The sequence below is a fragment of the Yersinia sp. 2545 StPb PI genome (assembly GCF_052217125.1).
GTDB lineage: Bacteria > Pseudomonadota > Gammaproteobacteria > Enterobacterales > Enterobacteriaceae > Yersinia > Yersinia enterocolitica_E.
The window spans coordinates 3701885-3720158 of record NZ_JAZGPY010000001.1; the positions used below are offsets into that span (position 1 = coordinate 3701885).

An 18274-nucleotide genomic window follows, 5' to 3' on the forward strand; every position below is an offset into this window, starting at 1 on the left:
ACAAATATGCCAATAAGCGCTAAAACATCTTGTAAGCGCTAAGCCAAAGTTGGTCGTTATCCGGTTGTGCAATTGCAGCCTGGCCGGTTCGATGTGCCCAAGTCAGATTCAAGCTGTAATCTGCCGGACGAAAGAGTGTGATATAGGCACCAAAGCCAGACAGGTTAATATTATTCCCCGTCAGGCCCGCGATAGGCTGGCGATAGTAAGAGCCCCACCCTTGGTCAAAAAATGCCGCAAAGGTGATTTGATTCCCAGTTCCTGCCCATGTGGGAAGTAAGAGTTGCCAGTGGGTGCGTAATTCGGTAGTGAAAAGAGTGCCTTTATCCACCGCCCCTTCACCAATGCCATAGGCGCGCACCGCCAGCGGCCCACCTAATAACAGTTTTTGTGAGCTATCAAGATTCTTACTGGCTATTTGACCGGTAAATTGGTTGAAAAAGGTGAAATAAGGGCCAAAACCCTGATCATGACCGGCACGATAATTAAAACGGGCAAAAGTGCCACCAATACCAGTTAAGGAATTCATGCTTTGACTGAATTCGTCATCCAATGACAGATGGCCTGCCGTACCCAGTAAAGTAAAATTACTGAGTCCTCTAGGTACTGCGGTAAACGTACCACCAAGACCAAACTCACCGGCATCCAGATTGCGCTTTTGTTCTGGCAGCATAATCAGTGAATCACGCATTCTGCTCTGATAATAACCGGTATTCACATCAATTCTAGCTGCCGAATTACGGATCCACGGATGGCGTAAATTAATGCCCCAAGTGTTAGAATGGCCATGAGCATCCAATATTTCGAAAGGCCCCTTTAGGGTATAATCCAGATAACTATAATTAAGCGCTGCACGGGTGCCATAAGTATTAATGGGGAAGTTGTAATCCAACATGCCATTGAATACATCTACCGAGCTGGATAAAATCAAATCAGTACGTAGTTGATCACCCCAGCCGGTCATATTATTGAGTACCCCACCGACTAATAACCGATTATGACCAGAATAATCATTACCCTGGTTATCCACACCGAGATATCCCATCGCAGTCTGTCCTGGGGAAATATCAGCATAAACTCTCGTCATTCCCGATTGAGTTCCCGGTTTTAATGCCAAAGCAGCATCAACCCCCGGAATTTCATTAAGAATAAGGGTGGTGCGTTCAAGGCGGGATAACTCAGCCGGAGAAGCGGCACAATCTTTATTGCCAACAAAACCCACTTCTTTGCTACAACTATTACTTTCAATCACCGCAGTAGCAAAATCAGTATTCAACCGGCTCTGATTATTAATCTCCGGTTTATCTAATCTGCCAGCAATAATACGAACTATGACAACACCTTCACGGATAGTTTGTGGTGGCAATATTGCCTGAGTGGCAACAAATCCTTGTTGTCGATAAAAGCGAGTTACCGCTAACGTCATGGCTTGTAAATCATTAAAGGTTAATTGTTGCCCCAACCAAGGCGTAATTACGGCGCGTAGTGCTTTATTATTTCCGTTACTGTGCCGTAATAACTGGGTATCACCCTCGAATCTAACCTCACGTAACATGATTCTTCCCGCCGAGGTAGAACCGCCAAACGATGTAGGAAGGAGCAAAGGTGGAAGTTTGATTTCAGCTTCCTGTGGCGCACGCAATGGCACCGGCGTTGTTTGCCGTATTTCGTTACTAATCACACCCGCATTCGGTACATTTATGACCTGAGGAGCGGCGACTACCTGTGAGCAAAAAAAAAGGGCAAACATGATTACTGTGGAACTCAGTTTAGTCTGATACCGTAATTTTTCTGGATAATAAAAATGTCGCATAAAATACGCCTGCTTAGCATGATGATCACGCCAGTTTAAATAATAATAACCTCCGTCATTTAATACTGGCCCACATAGTTGATTTTAGTTAGCAAGTTAATAAAGTGATTAAATAAACATAAAATAGAATGTAAAATGGCATGACGAATTAATAAATACCAACATCCCAAAGAGTAACCTCTGTTGGTTCAGACTAATATTCATCTCACACGTATAACAAATAGTTATTTATGGTAGATATTTCATTATCGACATGAAACAATAATAGATTCACATACAAATAAATAATCAAAGTAATTAGAATTTAAATAGGGAGTGAAGTAATAACTTAACAAAATGAAAACACACATTAAAATAATAGCCAGCCAGCCAGCCAAATAACACCAACTACAATTACAGTAAAAGAAATAATAAGCCACATGGAACACTAATAATAACAATAAAAAACATTAATCGTATTTTAAAACAGCCTAAATACCCGCCAATCACTTAAATATGAACAATGCTTTTTATAATTATAATTAGATATAGTAATTTAAATAATAAAAAGCCCCGCATTACTTAACGGGGTCACTATATTCTGGTTCAGACCATCACCGAGTACCATGAATAATTTTTGCTATCCATTCTGCCTGATGCGAGCAATCAAATTATCAATGTTATCAATGTGTGATGCGGCCAATATCAAACTACGCCCCAAACTCAACGCATGACGCTGACATTCCCGGCGCATCTCTTCATCAGCGATACTATCCAGATCAGCAACATGTGCCAGGCCAATGGTACGCCGAATTAATTCAGTACCACAAAACCCTATCGCGTCTTGCCAAACCTGTTGCAGGAACTGTTGTACATATCCTTCGGTCGCTAAGGCTAAATCCTGCGTTTTTTCCTGACTTAACGCCACGAAACGGCTGGAAAATGTTTGCCAGATAATATGCACATCTTTCAGCCGTTGCTCGCGGCTAGCTGCGGCATCACGGGGGCCGGCCAAGCCGGGTAGTCCACAGTAATTGAGCAGTAAATTCCCTAGTGCGGTACCCACATCAAAACCGATTGGGCCATAGAAACCAAATTCGGCATCAATAGTTTTCAAACGCCCCTCAGCAACGAAGATAGAACCACTATGAATATCCCCGTGCAGCAATGCTTCGGCCTTACTCAAGAAGCGATGTTTAAGTGAGGCCACCGCCACCTTGAGAGCATTATCCTGGCGCAGAGCCAGTACATCAGGGAGTAATGCCGGATCAAAATTATTACGTTCATGATCAATATAAGGGTCAGTAAAGAATAGATCCTCAGTAATCTGGCACAACTCTGGATTGGTATAGCAGCTCACTGCCGCTTTTTTGGCTTGTGCCGACTGATAAAAATCTGAGGTATGGAATAAGGTTTGCGCCAAATATTCAGCCAGTTGTCCCGCCGCTTGCGGATAGTGTTTACCTGCCAGCAGTTCACTGCGCCAGATATGGTGATCAGATAAGTCCTCTTGCACCATAACCGCCAATTCAGCATCGTGATGCAGCACATTGACCGTGTGTTGCGGGCAAAATTGGCTGTGTGTCAGCAGGGTTTGCGCTTCAATTCTAGCGCGATCCAAGGTCAACGGCCAAGACTCCCCAACGCAGCGCACATAAGGCAGTGCCTGCTTGACAATCACCCGACTGACGCCGGCCGCATCACGGATTTTAAACACCAGATTGAGATTGCCATCCCCAATTTCATCGGCCATCACTAAGGTCAGTGGATTAGCAACCTGACCAAATTGGCGAGCATATTCAACAGCATCCGCAGCAGTAAATGTATGGTAGCGCGACATCTTCGACCTCTTTATTCTTTACCCGATTCTGGTTCACTCACCGCCAACCACTTGCTTAGCTGTGAAATTATTCTCTGTTAGAGCTAAAAAATCCGTATTTAGGCGTAAAACCATATAGACGTCTACACATCCGTAAGATATGTTGGCAGAATAAGAAACCAGATGCAATAACGCAACATGGATTTAACTGACAATGCAGACGCTTAACAGGCTCGATTTACAAACCACCAGCTTAAGAATTATCGATAACCAGCTCTGGATACTCGATCAGCAGGCATTACCACAGCGTCAGGAGTGGCTATTAGCTGATACGGTAGAGTTACTGATTGGTCATATCCAAACATTGCGAGTCCGTGGTGCACCGCTCATTGGACTGTCAGCAAGTTTATTATTGGCTTTACTGGCAGAACGTGGTTTGCCGCAAGCTCAACTTGAGCAGGCAGTCATCGCGCTGCGTGAATCCCGCCCGACGGCAGTCAACTTGATGAATAATCTGGCACGGATGCAGCAGGCTTTGCTACAAGCCAACTGGGTCGATACTTTGGTCCGCGAAGCGCTACATTTGGTGGATGAAGACCGAGAATTGTGCGAGCGCATTGCCCGGCATGGGGCGGCACTGGTTAAACCGGGCAGTAACTTGCTAACCCACTGCAATACCGGTGGCCTCGCTACGGCAGGCATTGGTACCGCTATCGGCGTATTATTGAAAGCCCATCAGCAAGGTAATATTCAGCAGGTGTGGGTCGATGAAACCCGTCCTTTACTACAAGGCGGCCGCTTAACCGCCTGGGAGTTAGGTGAGTTAGGTATTCCATATCAATTGATTTGTGATTCGATGGCTGCCAGCCTGATGGCTCAGGGCAAAGTGGATGCTATCTGGGTTGGTGCGGATCGCATTGCCGCCAACGGCGATGTGGCAAATAAAATAGGCACTTACAGTTTGGCGGTGTTGGCCCACTATCACAATATTCCGTTCTATGTTGCCGCCCCGCACACTACTCACGATCCAAACTGCCCGAATGGTGCAGCGATCCCAATCGAGCAGCGTGCCGCCAGTGAAGTGACCGGTGTCTCAGGCAGCTTTGGCAGTTGCCATTGGGCACCAGAAGATGCCGCTGTGTATAACCCGGCATTTGATGTCACACCGGCAGCATTGATCAGTGGTTGGGTATTAGACAGCGGCGTCATTAGCCCAGAACAAGTGGCGGCAGGCTTCTTCCAAGCTAAGAATTAGCAATGTTTGTAATTTTATCCCCAAAGCAATTGAAGCCGCAGCGGTGTTAGCTGCGGCTTCAAGTAAGAAGGTGATCAATCCAAACGTGGATAAGCATCGGCTATCTTATCGCCAGTAAAATGTGCCACCCACCCCTCAGGATTATCAAATACCCGAATAGCCGTGAAATTCGGTGCAGACCCCATATCAAACCAGTGGCGAGTATCGGCAGGGACAGAAAGTAAGTCATTCTTTTCACAAAGTATTTGATAAATTTTACCGTTCAGATGCAAACAGAACAACCCTGCACCTGCAACGAAAAAGCGCACTTCATCTTCACCGTGGGTATGTTCTGATAAAAATTTCTCACGCAACACTTCCCGCTGAGCGTTATCAGGCCGCATGCTAATCACATCCCAACTCTGATAACCCTTCTCCGCCACCAGCCGGTCAATCTCATGTTGATAAGCTGCAATCACCGCCTCCGGCTGTGGATTTTCACCCAGTTCACGATCTGCCTGCCAGCGCTCAAAGCGCACACCAATAGCAGTCAGTTGCTGCTGGATCTCTTCAGCATCACGGCTTTGCCACAGCGGTTGCTCCGGCTGCTCATCACTAAAAATCGTTAATCCGCTCATGCTGTAAAATCCTCCAAAACGATTTGATCAAAACGGCTCACCTGTGGGTGGCGGCTTTCGTTATCAGGAAAGTCGCGAATCAGTTGGCAAGTTTGCCAACCCGCCAGTTGCGCGGCATCCAACTCCTGACGGATATCAGATAAAAACAGCAGTGCTTGTGGGGCGATAGCTAATTGACTAGCAATATTCTGATAAGAGTTCACCTCACGTTTCCCCCCAACATGGGTATCAAAATAGCCACTGAATAGCGGGCGTAAATCCCCTGCATCGCTGTAACCAAACAACAGTTTCTGCGCAGCAACCGAGCCGGAAGAGTAGACATATAACCCCAAACCCTGTTGCTGCCAGTCGGCCAATTGCCGGGCCACTTCTGGGTAAAGATGACCACGAAAGTCCCCTTGCAGATAACCGGTGCGCCAGATAATGCCTTGAATCGCTTTCAACGCCGTGGATTTACGGTCTTCATCCATAAAACCATGTAACGCGGTAATCAATGTTTCAATATCAGCATCCGGCTGTGCAAGTTCATGGCGCAAACTGGTTAGCGCTACGGCAATCTCTTCATCCTGCTGATGTGCACGCAAATAGGGCGTCAGTCGCTCGCGGGCATAGGGGAACAGCACCTGATGGACAAAGCGGATGTCACTGGTGGTGCCTTCAATATCGGTAACAATAGCCTGGATCATTTAGCCCCCACGTTAGAATTGAGATCAAACAAGCGGCGTTGCAGTTCACACTGGAACAAGAATTCCAGCCCTTCCAGATGACGACGGGCTTCCACCACGCTATTTCCCCAGCAATACAGGCCATGACCGCGCACCAAGAATCCGTAGTGTAGCGGGTTATTATCTGCCAGTGCGGCAACCCGTTGGGCCAGCGCCGGAATATCCTGATCATTATCAAAAATAGGGATGGCAACCGCATCCAAATGGCTACGCTGACCCGATAGTGATTTCTGCATTTCATAGCCTTGCAATACTAATTCATGGCTACGCTCAACCCGAGATAGCACGGTGGCATTCACCGAGTGAGTATGTAACACCGCATTGATCTCTGGATACCGACGATAAAGCAAGGTATGTAGCCCGGTCTCTGCCGAGGGAGTGCGCCCACTGGGAACATGGTTGTTGGCGGTTTCTACCAGTAGAAAATCGTCAGCGGTGAGGCTGCCTTTATCTTTACCCGATTCGGTAACCAGACAATGAGTCGAGTCCAGCCGCAGGGACATATTACCACCAGTCGCTGGGCACCAGCCCTTCTCCCCGATCCAGTGGCAGGCGGCTAACAGCGCGCCAAGTTGTACATTTTCTGTCATTGCATATCCCTGTTGTGGTGTAGGTGGGTCATCACATTTAGCAACCGCAATTTGCCCGACGATCAGCTTTAGTACATTTTTATCTATGCTTAGCGAATTACGGCATTTAGCCGTTTAAACATCTAAGCGTCTTGATTGCCAAATCTTAACATCGTGTTATATTGACGGCAACATACAGCGCCAGGAGTATTCATCTGCCATGAGCACTTTATCCTTTATTCCAGACAGTAAATTGCCGGCACAAGGCACTACAATCTTTACGCAAATGAGTGCATTGGCGCAAAAACACCAAGCGATTAACTTATCGCAAGGGTTCCCCGATTTTGATGGCCCAGACTATTTGAAACAGCAATTGGCCTATCATGTCAGTCAAGGTGCAAACCAATATGCCCCAATGACCGGCGTGGCGCCGCTGCGCAATGCAATTGCGGAGAAAACGGCTAAAATCTACGGCTGGCAGCCCGATGCCGACAGCGAAATCACCATCACTACCGGTGCCAGCGAAGCCCTGTTTGCCGCCATTACCGCCCTGGTGCGCCCAGGCGACGAAGTTATCTGCTTTGACCCCAGTTACGACAGCTATGCACCGGTAGTTAAACTGGCGGGCGGCATACTCAAGCGCATAGCACTGAAACCCCCGACATTCGCCACCGACTGGTCTGAATTTGCTGATCTGGTTTCTGAACGTACTCGTCTGGTTATCGTCAATACGCCGCATAACCCTTCAGCGACTGTTTGGCGGGCGGAAGACTTTGAACAACTGTGGCAAGTGATTGCTGAACGTAATATCTATGTGCTGAGCGATGAGGTGTACGAACACATCTGCTTTAGCGCCACAGGCCATGCCAGTGTGCTGGCTCATCCGCACCTGCGCCAACGCGCCATTGCAGTGTCCTCTTTCGGCAAAACCTTCCATATGACCGGTTGGAAAGTGGGGTATTGCATCGCCCCCGTCGCTATCAGTGCCGAAGTACGTAAAATTCATCAATATCTGACCTTTTCGGTTTGCACGCCGGTTCAGCTCGCATTGGCGGATATGCTCAATGCCCAACCAGAGCACTGGCAGCAACTGCCCGATTTTTATCGCGCCCGTCGTGATCGCTTCGTTAATGCGCTGTCCACCAGCCGCCTGAAAATTCTGCCGAGTGAAGGCACCTATTTCCTGTTGGCCGATTACAGCGCGGTTTCTGATCTTGATGATGTTGAATTCTGCCAATGGTTAACCGAACATGTCGGCGTGGCCGCGATACCGTTATCGGTATTTTGTGAAGGCCCGTTTCCCCATAAACTGATCCGGCTGTGCTTCGCCAAACAGGATGCCACGCTGGATGCTGCGGCGGAGCGATTGTGTCAACTTTAAAACTGACCCTGCTGCAACAGCCATTGGTATGGTTGGATGCACAGGCAAATCTGCGCCATTTTGACATGCTGTTGGAGCCACTCCGGCAGCGTGATGTGATTGTGTTGCCAGAGATGTTTACCACCGGTTTTGCCATGAATGCGGCTGAAAATGCATTATCAGAAGGTGAGGTCATCAACTGGTTACGCCATTGGGCCACGGTTACTGATGCCCTGATTGGCGGCAGTGTGGCGCTGAAAACCACCGAGGGTGCGGTGAACCGCTTCCTGCTGGTTGAACCGAATGGGCGCGTTCATCATTATGACAAACGCCACTTATTCCGCATGGCCGGTGAGCACCACCACTATCAAGCGGGCAAAGAGCGCAAGGTGGTGGAATGGCGCGGCTGGCGAATTTTGATGCAAGTTTGCTATGACCTGCGTTTTCCGGTGTGGTCACGCAATTTGCAAGATTATGATTTAGCACTCTATGTCGCTAACTGGCCAGCTCCTCGCGCCAAACACTGGCAAAGTTTACTGACAGCGCGCGCGATAGAAAATCAGGCTTACGTCGCCGGATGTAATCGGGTCGGCGATGATGATAACGGCCATCACTACCAGGGCGACAGTGTGATTCTGGATGCTCAAGGTGAGGTGTTGGCGCAAGCAGAACCGGGACTGGCTGCGCAACTGGATGCTGAGTTGTCTTTAGAAACATTGCAGAGCTATCGCGAAGCCTTTCCGGCATGGCGCGATGTTGATGATTTTTTATTGTTGTAAAGGTAAAACCAGGGGGAGCCGTGCCGCAAAAGTGCTCCCCAAGTGTATTAAACCCGCTGCCAGGATAGCACCGTTTCCAGATAAGCCTGAATGGCTAGCGCAATATCACTATGCATGACGGATTCATCAGGATGATGGCTTACCCCTCCTTTGCAGCGCACAAACAACATCCCTACTGGCCAGCACTCAGCAACAGCAATGGCATCATGCCCCGCACCGCTGGGCAGCAATAATGAGCGCCCCTGTACCCGATCAATACTGGCGTTGATTCGCTGGCGCAAAGCCATATCACATTCGGTAGCACTGATACGGTAAAACTCTTCTGATGAAAAAGTCAGGCCGCGCTGTGCTGCTATCACTTGCGCCTGCGCCAACAAGCTGGCCAGTAACTGGTCCACGTGACAGTCTTGCGGGCCACGAATATCCAGCGTCAGAACCACCTCTGCGGCAATCACATTCACAGCACCTGGCGAACAACTGAGTGTTCCAACTGTCGCCACTAAATGTTCACCATAGCAAGCAGTCAACTGTTCAACGGCACCAATCCATTGCGCCGCACCGGCCAATGCATCTTGCCGCTGCCCCATCGGCACCGTACCAGCGTGGCCCGCTAAGCCAATAAATCGGCAATTCAGACGGCGCGCGCCATTGATTGCCGTCACCACACCCAATGCCAAATCGGCCTTTTCTAAACACGGCCCCTGTTCAATATGCAGCTCCAGATAAGCACAAAAATCACTCACCTCACGTCGCGCACTGACAATAGCCGCCGGGTCAAAATCAAGATTCTCCATGGCCTGCGCCACACTGACACCCTCAGCATCGGTTTTACTCAACCAATCGGCCGGCCAGCGCCCAGTGATACCTTTACTACCCAGCAGGGTGATACCAAAGCGCGTACCCTCTTCATCGGCAAAACCAATCACCTCAATGGCCACCGGCAGCCGCTGCTGCTGACGATACAAATACCCCACCACTTCTAGCGCACTTAATACACCTAGCATGCCATCGTAACGGCCGGCGTTGCGCACCGTATCAAGATGAGAGCCTAACAATAGGGCCGGCGCATCAGGTTGCAGCCCTTCATAACGGCCGCAAATATTACCAACTGCATCCTGCCAGACGCGCATCCCGACCGCCTGCATCCATTCACCCACTTGCTGATTTGCCCGCAAATGTTCAGGAGACAGGTACACACGCGTCAGCGCATCCGCTGATTCACTGATTGCCGCCAGCACATCACAACGGGCCAAGACCCGTAATGCAGCCTGCTCTGCCTCGGCATCCGGCAGGGTAACAGCCATCAGTTCGCTCCGTTTAGTGGATCAATAGCCGGTTTATCACTCTCAGCTTGATAGACATTCCACGCGCTTTGCAATCCGTTGCCCTGAACCGTGGCAAAACCTAAACGGTTTAATACCGCCTCCAATGCCACCAGCGTTTGCATCACACAATCTTTACGCGCGTTATATCCCATAGTGCCGATGCGCCAAATTTTGCCATTTAGCGGCCCGAATGAGGTACCAATCTCGATACCAAAATCATTTAGCATCAGTTGCCGCACTTGCTCACCAGAAACACCGGTCGGAATAACCACCCCCAACACATTGTTCATGCGGTGCTTCATATCACCGAACACCGCCAGCCCCATTCCCTGAATGCCCGCCAACAACGCTGCACCATGCAAAGCATGACGGGCAATACCGTTATCCAATCCCTCTTCCAGTATTACTCGTGCGCATTCCCGTGCCGCAAACAGCATACTGGTGGCTTCGGTATGATGATTCAGGCGCTCCGGCCCCCAATAATCCATGATCATGCCCAAATCAAAGTAATTGGAATAGATCATCTCTTCGTCGCCATCAGCATGATCCTGAGTACGGATCCCCTGCTCAATACATTTGCGCCGCCGAATTTGCTCAGCGAATTGTGGGCTGAGGGTCACCGGAGCACTGCCTGATGGCCCGCCAAGGCACTTTTGCAACCCGGCAGATACTGCGTCCAACCCCCAGGCGTCAGTTTCCAATAGGTTCCCCCCCAGCGATGCAGTCGCATCGGTATAAAACAACACTTGATGGCGGCGACAGATCTCGCCCAACTCAGCCAGCGGCTGCAACATGGTGGTTGACGTATCGCCCTGCACCGTCAATAGCAGCCGTGGGTGTACTTTCTTGATAGCATCTTCAATCATCTCTGGGCTGAATACCTCGCCCCACGCCACCTCGATAGTGTGGACTTCGGCCCGGCAACGGCGGGCAATTTCACACAATAAGTGACCAAAACGGCCAAAAACCGGCACCAGAACTTTATCGCCAGGGCGGATGGCCGACAGCAGAACCGCCTCAATACCCGCACGAGAGGTGCCATCGATCAACATCGTCCACTGATTCTCAGTGCGGAAAACCCCACGATATAGCGCCATCACCTGATTCATATACTCTGTCATCGCCGGATCGTATTGCCCGATCAACTGACTGGCCATCGCCCGCAATACCCGGGGATCGGCATTGATCGGCCCCGGCCCCATCAGCAACCGTGCCGGTGGGTTAATCTGACAAAACAGCGGATTAGGGTTTATTGCCGACATAGAAAATCTCCATCCTTAAATAATTCAGTGAAATGTGGCCTACAAACCACGGACCGATGATATAAACTGTTTTAATTCAGTAGTTTGTGGATTAGCAAATAAGGCGCGACTTTCGCCCTGCTCCCACACCCGCCCTTGATGCATAAACACCACCCGGTCACCCACTTCACGGGCAAAATTCATCTCATGGGTCACCAGAATCAGTGTCATACCTTCTGCCGCCAACTGTTCGAGGACTTTCAACACTTCCCCCACTAACTCAGGATCCAAAGCCGAGGTGATCTCATCGCACAGCAATACCTTCGGCTGCATCGCCAGCGCACGGGCAATCGCCACACGCTGCTGCTGCCCACCGGAAAGATTAGCCGGGTAATAATCGAGCCGGTCGGCCAGCCCAACTTTTTCCAGCATCAACGCCGCCAGTTCACGGCACGCGGTCGTGCTCTTTTTCAGTACCCGACGCGGTGCCAGCATCACATTCTCCAACGCTGTCATATGTGGGAACAGATTAAAACTCTGGAACACCATGCCTACCGAGCGGCTAATCTCCCGCGCCTGCGAATCACGATCCGTTACCGTCATACCACCCAACTTGATACTGCCGTCCTGATATCCCTCTAGCCCGTTGATACAACGCAATAAGGTACTTTTACCTGAACCACTGCGGCCAATTATCGAGATCACTTCGCCCATCTCGATATCCAGATCTACGCCTTTAAGTACATGATTCTGGCCATAGTATTTTTGAACCTGATTAATGGTGATCAGCGGCATGAAATTTCCTCTCCAGATAATGGCTGTAACGCGACAACGGATAACACATCAGGAAATAGCCCAGCGCCACTAAGCCAAAAACTTTAAACGGCTGATAAGTGACATTATTGAGCATGGTGCCCGCTTTGGTTAATTCGACAAAACCAATGATCGATGCCAGTGCTGTGCCCTTGATAACCTGCACCGAGAAACCCACGGTCGGTGCAATTGCGATACGCATCGCCTGCGGCACAATCACCCGCAATAACGTCTGGCTGAAACTCAGACCCAGACAGCGGGAAGCCTCCCACTGGCCTTTCGGCAACGCTGCAATACTGCCACACCAGATATCCACCAGAAAGGCACTGGTAAACAGTGTCAAAGCCATCGCCGCAGCCGCCCACGGGCTAACATCAATACCCAACAGTGCTAAGCCGAAGAAGGCCAGAAACAGTTGCATCAGCAACGGCGTACCCTGAAACAATTCGGTATATAGACGGACAAAACGAGCTGCCCAACACCAACGACTCAAGCGCATCAACATCAATGGTAATGTCACTAATGTGCCGCCAAAAAAGGCCGTTAGTGACAGTAACAGCGTCCAGCGGGCGGCCAATAACAAGTTACGGATGATATCCCAGTCAGTAAACATCATGAGTTATGGCTCCCAAAGAATCGACGGCCAACCGCCAGCAGTAATTGGCGCATTGCGATGGCTAACAACAAATAGAGCAAGGTGGTCACCAGATAGACTTCAAAACTGAGGAAGGTGCGCGACTGAATCAGGTTGGCGGCAAATGTCAGTTCTTCAAATGACACCTGTGATACCACCGCAGAACCGAGCATCACAATAATGCACTGGCTTACCAGCGCCGGATAAATGCGCTGTAACGACGGCGGTAGGATCACGCGGAAAAAAGTCTGACTACGGCGTAACCCTAATACCCGCCCCGCCTCCCACTGGCCTTTAGCGCTGGCTTGAATCCCGGCACGAATAATCTCCGTGCTATAAGCGCCCAGATTGATAGTCATCGCCAATAAGGCTGCCTGACCGGCACTAAGTTTCAAGCCAAGTGCCGGTAAACCAAACACAATAAAAAACAGTTGCACCACGAATGGGGTATTACGCACAATTTCTACATAACCGCCCCATATCCGGCGCAATATAACCCTATCACCACAGCGAATTGCGGCTCCCGCTATCCCCAGCGCAATACCGCCGAGGGTGGCCATAGCCGTCAGCTCAATGGTGGTCAACAGGCCCGACAATAGTTCAGGCAGATAAGGCCACAAAGCAGAGAAATTAAGCTGATAGGTCATAGCCAACTCCTGTTATGCACCCAAATCAGCCGGTAACGGCGCCTTCAACCATTTCTCGGACAAACCATTTAGCGTGTTATCCTGCAATGCTTCCCCAATCAGTGCATCCACTTTGGCTTTCAGAGCCGTTTCTCCCTGACGCAAACCGATATAACACGGTGAATCTTTCAGCATAAACTTCGCCACCGGTGCCTGGGTTGGATTCTGGCGAACCAGTGCACTGACCACCAAATTGCCCGTCGCCAAATAATTCACCTGACCAGACAGGTAGGCTGACAGCGTAGTGTTGTTATCTTCATACCGTTTAATCTGAGCATCTTTAGGGGCTAACTCACTCAGCACCATATCTTCCACTGCACCACGGGTTACCCCCACCGTTTTACCTGCCAATTGTTCTGGTTGCTTCAGTGCATCGTCTTTAGCACCAAATACACCCAAGAAAAACGGTGCATAGGCACGGCTAAATGCGATAGCTTTTTCCCGTTCAGGATTTTTACCCAAGCTGGAAATCACTAAATCCACTTTATCCGTTTGCAGATAAGGCACTCGGTTGGCACTGGTCACCGGCACCAGTTGCAACTTTAGTTTCATCTTATCGGCCAAATAATGTGCCATGTCGATGTCATAACCCTGCGGCTGAAGATCCGTACCAACCGAGCCAAATGGCGGGAAATCCTGTGGAACGGCGACCCGCAACACACCACGCTGCTGAATTTGCTCTAACTGATCGGCTAACACCGAAGGAGCCTGAACCCATATCAGTGCAGCACCCAGCAAGGCCAACATCCGCTTTTTCATGTTCATAGCATATCTCCAATAACTCAGTAATGAAACGATGGGTTCTTTAAAAGCAAATACTGAAACCATCGTTGCAACTACTATGCCAATGATAACCTATGACGAGAGGCCCATATTTAGGCTCACTACACGAATCACAAGGAATAAATCGAAGAGAGAGACTCACAATCAAGGTGCAAATCAACAATCAAAATGCACCACAAAAGTGCATTAATTGATAAAAAGAAGGCGTTAGCGCGCCGCCGGGAGGTGAAAGTGACATAAGCTGTCGCAACAGCCAGAAGAGTGTTACCCCTTCGGACACTGAACTAAACGATAGCCTTTTGACCTATATGGCGAACAAACTACCGTTGCTCTAACTCTCCTAAATCATCATATAAATCAGCGATTTGATGAATTCGCTGACGGCCCTGTGCGAGCATTTCATGCAATAAAGAATTACTCAGTAAATTTGCCAGACTCATGGCCGAAGAGTAGCTATCAAAAGCCGATACGCTGTCGAGCGGCGTAGTCAACCGCCAACGTGCTAACGGCAATATTGACTGAGCTTGCGGCTCACAAATCAGCAGCGTCGGCACGCCTTGTACCTGCATTTGTAGCAGGATCTCGCGGATAACTTTTGGCCGGCGGCGAAATGCCACCACAATAACTAAATCACGCGGCGTGACATCCACCAACTCCTCTGCCAGCGTCTGCCCCGCTTGTGGCACCAACTGCACGTGCTGGCGCACCTGCAACAACTGTTGACGTAAATGCAGAGCAACCGGGTAACTGTTTCGTAGCCCCAATAATAAGATACGCGGCGCACGTATCATCGCATCGATAACCTCGGCTAACTGACGGCTATCCAACTGACTCACCCAATGCGTTAAATTCGCCATTTCTTGCTTATAGTGGCGCGCCAGCAAGGTGTTCCCTTGTACCGCATCACGACTATCGGTCAATGGCATACCGCTTTGACGCAAGGTGCGTACTTCTTCACGCATTTCCCGATAACTGGCGTACCCCAAGCGCTTAAACAGCCGGCTAACCGTGGCCTTAGACACCCCACTCAAGCGCGCCAATTCAGCACTGTTATAGCTAATCAGGTCGTCAAAATGATCAAAAATAAAATCAGTAACGCGCTGCTCCTGCGGGGTCAACTGTGCATAATGCGCCCGCAAACGTTCATCAATCTGTTTCATACCCTTCTCCGGCCAATGAAACTATCGTTTCAGCATAAGCATTTTTGCGGAAAATAGCACACAAGCCCACCGCAGTAATAAGATAATTTTCATGCTGAGTGCTATCTGTCATTCGCCAGCGAGTCGGCCACGGTTCGATTAGCCTGCTTGGTTGAAGCAAAGTGATCACCGATCGAGTATCAACTAAAACCCGATCTGAACTGAGATAAAATTTATCCCTTGGTTTATCATTCCTAATTATCTAATACTGTCGCTCTTATCAATTCAGAATAATTCCTTATGACACAAAAAGCTGAAAACTCCGGGTTAAGTCCGGCATTGATCGTGTTGATGTCGGTCGCAACCGGACTGGCTGTTGCCAGCAACTACTATGCCCAGCCACTGCTGGAAACCATCGCACAAGCCTTTAATCTCTCGGTCAATCAAGCTGGATTTATCGTTACTGCGGCCGAGTTGGGCTATGCTGTGGGATTAATGTTCCTGGTGCCGCTAGGGGATATGTTTGAACGCCGTGGGCTGATTGTGGGCATGACCTTGCTGGCTGCTGGCGGCATGCTGATTACCGCAATGTCACAAAACCTCACTATGATGATTGTTGGCACCGCGCTCACTGGTTTGTTCTCAGTGGTGGCACAATTACTGGTGCCGCTGGCGGCCACTCTGGCTGCGCCGGAAAAACGCGGCAAGGTGGTCGGTATTATTATGAGTGGTCTGCTGCTGGGGATTTTGCTGGCACGAACCGTGGCAGGAGCACTGGCCTCCATTGGCGGTTGGCGCACCATTTATTGGGTCGCCAGCGCGCTGATGTTCGTCATGGCATTGGTATTGTGGCGCTACCTGCCGCGCTATAAACAACATACCGGTTTAAATTACGGCCAGCTGCTTGGTTCAATATTCTCGCTGTTTATTCGCACACCCGTGCCTTGCTCGGCGCGCTCTCGTTTGCCAACTTTAGTGTGTTGTGGACGTCGATGGCCTTCTTACTGGCTTCTCCCCCCTTCGGCTATTCAGAAGCTACTATCGGGCTATTTGGCCTGGTCGGTGCTGCTGGCGCGTTGATGGCGACCAAAGCGGGCCAATTGGCGGATAAAGGTAAAGCCCGCATCACCACCAGTGTTGGTTTGGGATTACTGCTGTTGTCTTGGATACCTATCGCCCTGGGGCAGCATTCCATCATCGCGCTGATTATCGGCATTGTGGTGTTGGATCTGGCGGTTCAGGGGGTGCATGTCACCAATCAGAGCGTGATATATCGCATGATGCCGGAAGCCAGAAATCGCTTAACCGCCGGTTATATGACCACTTACTTTATCGGCGGGGCGTTAGGTTCGCTGATTTCAGCAGCAGCATACCAACATGCCGGCTGGTATGGTGTGGCAATGGCCGGTTTGGTGCTGTGCATACTAAATATTACGACGTGGCTGGCCGGTAAACGCTTTGATCCTCCCGTTAATCAACCCGTTGAGTGACCTTAATTAGTTAGCTAACTAATAATCAATGCAGATATAAATTTGGGTTATAGGGTATTAAGAAAATTACCACTCTGGTAATGTTACCTAACTTGTTATTTTGCCCTGTAACCCAAAGATCTTATGCCAAGCCAAATCACCGACTCTCCGCCAGCTACCCGGTCAACCGCCACCTTTACGGAGGGCATTACCGATAGCCTGCCTATCGTTATCGGCTATTTACCCGTCGCCTTCGCCTTTGGTCTGAGTTCGGTAAAACTGGGTTTTACCCCGCTGGAAGGTATTTTCTTCTCTTGCATCATTTATGCCGGTGCCAGCCAATTCGTTATTACCGCCCTGCTCAGCGCCGGGATGTCATTATGGGTTTCCGCCTTAACCGTGATGGCAATGGATATCCGTCATATCTTGTATGGACCGGCACTCAAACACCGTATTCTGACCAAATTATCCGGTAAAAAAACCGCGCTGTGGGCATTTGGTTTGACCGATGAAGTGTTTGCTGCTGCCACCACCAAGTTAATGAAAGAAGAGCGACGCTGGAGCGAAAACTGGATGCTCGGTATCGCGTTTACCTCTTGGCTATCTTGGGTGGCAGGTACCGCAATCGGTGCCATGTTTGGCAATGGCCCGTTGGAGAATTATCCCGCTATTGAGGCCTCCCTCTCCTTTATGTTACCGGCGTTGTTCTTGAGCTTTCTGCTGGCCTCATTTAAACGCCAATACAGCCTAACCGTTATCGCCTCGCTGAGTGGCGCATTGCTCGGCGCCGTGTTGTTCTCTATTCCGGTGGCGATTTTGGCCGGAATTGGCGCAGGGTGCCTGGCCGCCCTGCTGCAACCCACACCAGAAGTGGTGACCGAACACAGTGAAAATAACGAGCAGGAGCCGACACCATGAATTCAGATGTCCTGATTATTGGGTTAGTGGTGGGGACGGTAAATTACCTGTTTCGTTATTTGCCACTGCGCCTGGGACCAGCACGTAAACAAGCGGGTCTGCAACGAGGCAGAGTTTCACTGCTGTTGGACAGCATTGGGATTGCTTCTATCTGTGCGTTATTGGTGGTTTCCAGTACACCAGAAATTATGCATAACCCGCAGAAACTCATGCCGACACTGATTGGCTTTCTGGTTATCTGTGGCTGCTTTTATAAAACCAACAGTATTATCTTCGCCACGTTATTTGGCGCGATCAGCTATGGACTGACATTCAAATTGCTCATGATTTTGGGATAAGAGATTGCCTGA

The 18274-nt window shown here is 49.7% G+C and carries 17 protein-coding genes and 1 pseudogene; 6 read left to right on the forward strand and 12 right to left on the reverse strand.

Annotated elements, in window-relative coordinates; translation table 11 throughout:
• Nucleotides 1–19: 19 nt before the first annotated feature.
• Both V1955_RS17340 and mtnK read right to left on the reverse strand, forming a co-directional pair.
• Nucleotides 20–1813, reverse strand: coding sequence for a ShlB/FhaC/HecB family hemolysin secretion/activation protein (locus tag V1955_RS17340; RefSeq protein WP_442821225.1), 1794 nt, complete (start codon nt 1811–1813; stop codon nt 20–22).
• A 619-nt stretch (nt 1814–2432) separates the two neighbouring features.
• Nucleotides 2433–3632 carry an S-methyl-5-thioribose kinase gene (gene mtnK / locus V1955_RS17345; protein WP_083160161.1) on the reverse strand — a complete coding sequence of 400 codons (1200 nt, stop codon included), beginning with the start codon at nt 3630–3632 and terminating at the stop codon, nt 2433–2435.
• Nucleotides 3633–3825: 193 nt separating this feature from the next.
• Here mtnK and mtnA point away from each other — a divergent pair, with 193 nt between their 5' ends.
• The gene (gene mtnA / locus V1955_RS17350; RefSeq protein WP_442821226.1) at nt 3826–4866 is read left to right on the forward strand and encodes an S-methyl-5-thioribose-1-phosphate isomerase; all 1041 of its coding nucleotides are present in this window, start codon (nt 3826–3828) and stop codon (nt 4864–4866) included.
• 74 nt (nt 4867–4940) lie between these two features.
• Here mtnA and V1955_RS17355 read toward each other — a convergent pair whose 3' ends face one another.
• Genes V1955_RS17355 through V1955_RS17365 form a run of 3 tightly spaced genes read right to left on the reverse strand, consistent with a single transcriptional unit; the run spans nt 4941 to nt 6798 of the window.
• Nucleotides 4941–5483 carry a 1,2-dihydroxy-3-keto-5-methylthiopentene dioxygenase gene (locus V1955_RS17355; protein ID WP_083160165.1) on the reverse strand — a complete coding sequence of 181 codons (543 nt, stop codon included), beginning with the start codon at nt 5481–5483 and terminating at the stop codon, nt 4941–4943.
• A complete protein-coding gene (gene mtnC / locus V1955_RS17360; RefSeq protein ID WP_372568739.1) occupies nt 5480–6169 on the reverse strand; it encodes an acireductone synthase in 690 nt (229 codons plus the stop codon). The genes V1955_RS17355 and mtnC overlap by 4 nt, the downstream gene beginning before the upstream one ends.
• The gene (locus V1955_RS17365; RefSeq protein ID WP_372568738.1) at nt 6166–6798 is read right to left on the reverse strand and encodes a methylthioribulose 1-phosphate dehydratase; all 633 of its coding nucleotides are present in this window, start codon (nt 6796–6798) and stop codon (nt 6166–6168) included. Before V1955_RS17365 ends, mtnC begins: the two co-directional genes overlap by 4 nt.
• A gap of 199 nt (nt 6799–6997) precedes the next feature.
• Here V1955_RS17365 and V1955_RS17370 point away from each other — a divergent pair, with 199 nt between their 5' ends.
• Both V1955_RS17370 and V1955_RS17375 read left to right on the forward strand, forming a co-directional pair.
• The gene (locus tag V1955_RS17370; RefSeq protein WP_083160171.1) at nt 6998–8158 is read left to right on the forward strand and encodes a pyridoxal phosphate-dependent aminotransferase; all 1161 of its coding nucleotides are present in this window, start codon (nt 6998–7000) and stop codon (nt 8156–8158) included.
• Nucleotides 8146–8916 (forward strand): amidohydrolase, encoded by a 771-nt coding sequence (locus V1955_RS17375; protein WP_083160173.1) that lies wholly within the window; start codon nt 8146–8148, stop codon nt 8914–8916. Before V1955_RS17370 ends, V1955_RS17375 begins: the two co-directional genes overlap by 13 nt.
• Before the next feature lie 47 nt (nt 8917–8963).
• Here V1955_RS17375 and hpxK read toward each other — a convergent pair whose 3' ends face one another.
• From hpxK to V1955_RS17410, 7 genes are all read right to left on the reverse strand, one after another.
• The gene (gene hpxK, locus V1955_RS17380; protein ID WP_420073159.1) at nt 8964–10220 is read right to left on the reverse strand and encodes an allantoate amidohydrolase; all 1257 of its coding nucleotides are present in this window, start codon (nt 10218–10220) and stop codon (nt 8964–8966) included.
• A complete protein-coding gene (locus V1955_RS17385; protein ID WP_442821227.1) occupies nt 10220–11503 on the reverse strand; it encodes a pyridoxal-phosphate-dependent aminotransferase family protein in 1284 nt (427 codons plus the stop codon). Before V1955_RS17385 ends, hpxK begins: the two co-directional genes overlap by 1 nt.
• A 39-nt stretch (nt 11504–11542) precedes the next feature.
• The gene (locus V1955_RS17390) at nt 11543–12277 is read right to left on the reverse strand and encodes an amino acid ABC transporter ATP-binding protein (protein ID WP_083160177.1); all 735 of its coding nucleotides are present in this window, start codon (nt 12275–12277) and stop codon (nt 11543–11545) included.
• Nucleotides 12258–12911: an amino acid ABC transporter permease gene (locus V1955_RS17395; RefSeq protein ID WP_372558134.1), complete on the reverse strand. Its 654-nt coding sequence runs from the start codon at nt 12909–12911 to the stop codon at nt 12258–12260. Before V1955_RS17395 ends, V1955_RS17390 begins: the two co-directional genes overlap by 20 nt.
• On the reverse strand, nt 12908–13576 hold the full coding sequence (locus V1955_RS17400) for an amino acid ABC transporter permease (protein WP_083160181.1): 669 nt from the start codon (nt 13574–13576) through the stop codon (nt 12908–12910). The genes V1955_RS17395 and V1955_RS17400 overlap by 4 nt, the downstream gene beginning before the upstream one ends.
• A gap of 12 nt (nt 13577–13588) precedes the next feature.
• On the reverse strand, nt 13589–14380 hold the full coding sequence (locus V1955_RS17405) for a transporter substrate-binding domain-containing protein (protein ID WP_083160183.1): 792 nt from the start codon (nt 14378–14380) through the stop codon (nt 13589–13591).
• Between the two features lie 338 nt (nt 14381–14718).
• Nucleotides 14719–15558 carry a MurR/RpiR family transcriptional regulator gene (locus V1955_RS17410; protein ID WP_442821228.1) on the reverse strand — a complete coding sequence of 280 codons (840 nt, stop codon included), beginning with the start codon at nt 15556–15558 and terminating at the stop codon, nt 14719–14721.
• Nucleotides 15559–15837: 279 nt separating this feature from the next.
• Between V1955_RS17410 and V1955_RS17415 the strand changes: the two are divergent.
• From V1955_RS17415 to ygaH, 3 genes and pseudogenes are all read left to right on the forward strand, one after another.
• Nucleotides 15838–17027 (forward strand): annotated as a pseudogene (locus V1955_RS17415) (MFS transporter).
• Between the two features lie 123 nt (nt 17028–17150).
• Complete coding sequence (locus tag V1955_RS17420) at nt 17151–17924, forward strand: AzlC family ABC transporter permease (protein ID WP_083160187.1); 774 nt, start codon at nt 17151–17153, stop codon at nt 17922–17924.
• Nucleotides 17921–18262 (forward strand): L-valine transporter subunit YgaH, encoded by a 342-nt coding sequence (ygaH, locus tag V1955_RS17425; protein WP_083160189.1) that lies wholly within the window; start codon nt 17921–17923, stop codon nt 18260–18262. Before V1955_RS17420 ends, ygaH begins: the two co-directional genes overlap by 4 nt.
• Nucleotides 18263–18274 lie beyond the last annotated feature (12 nt).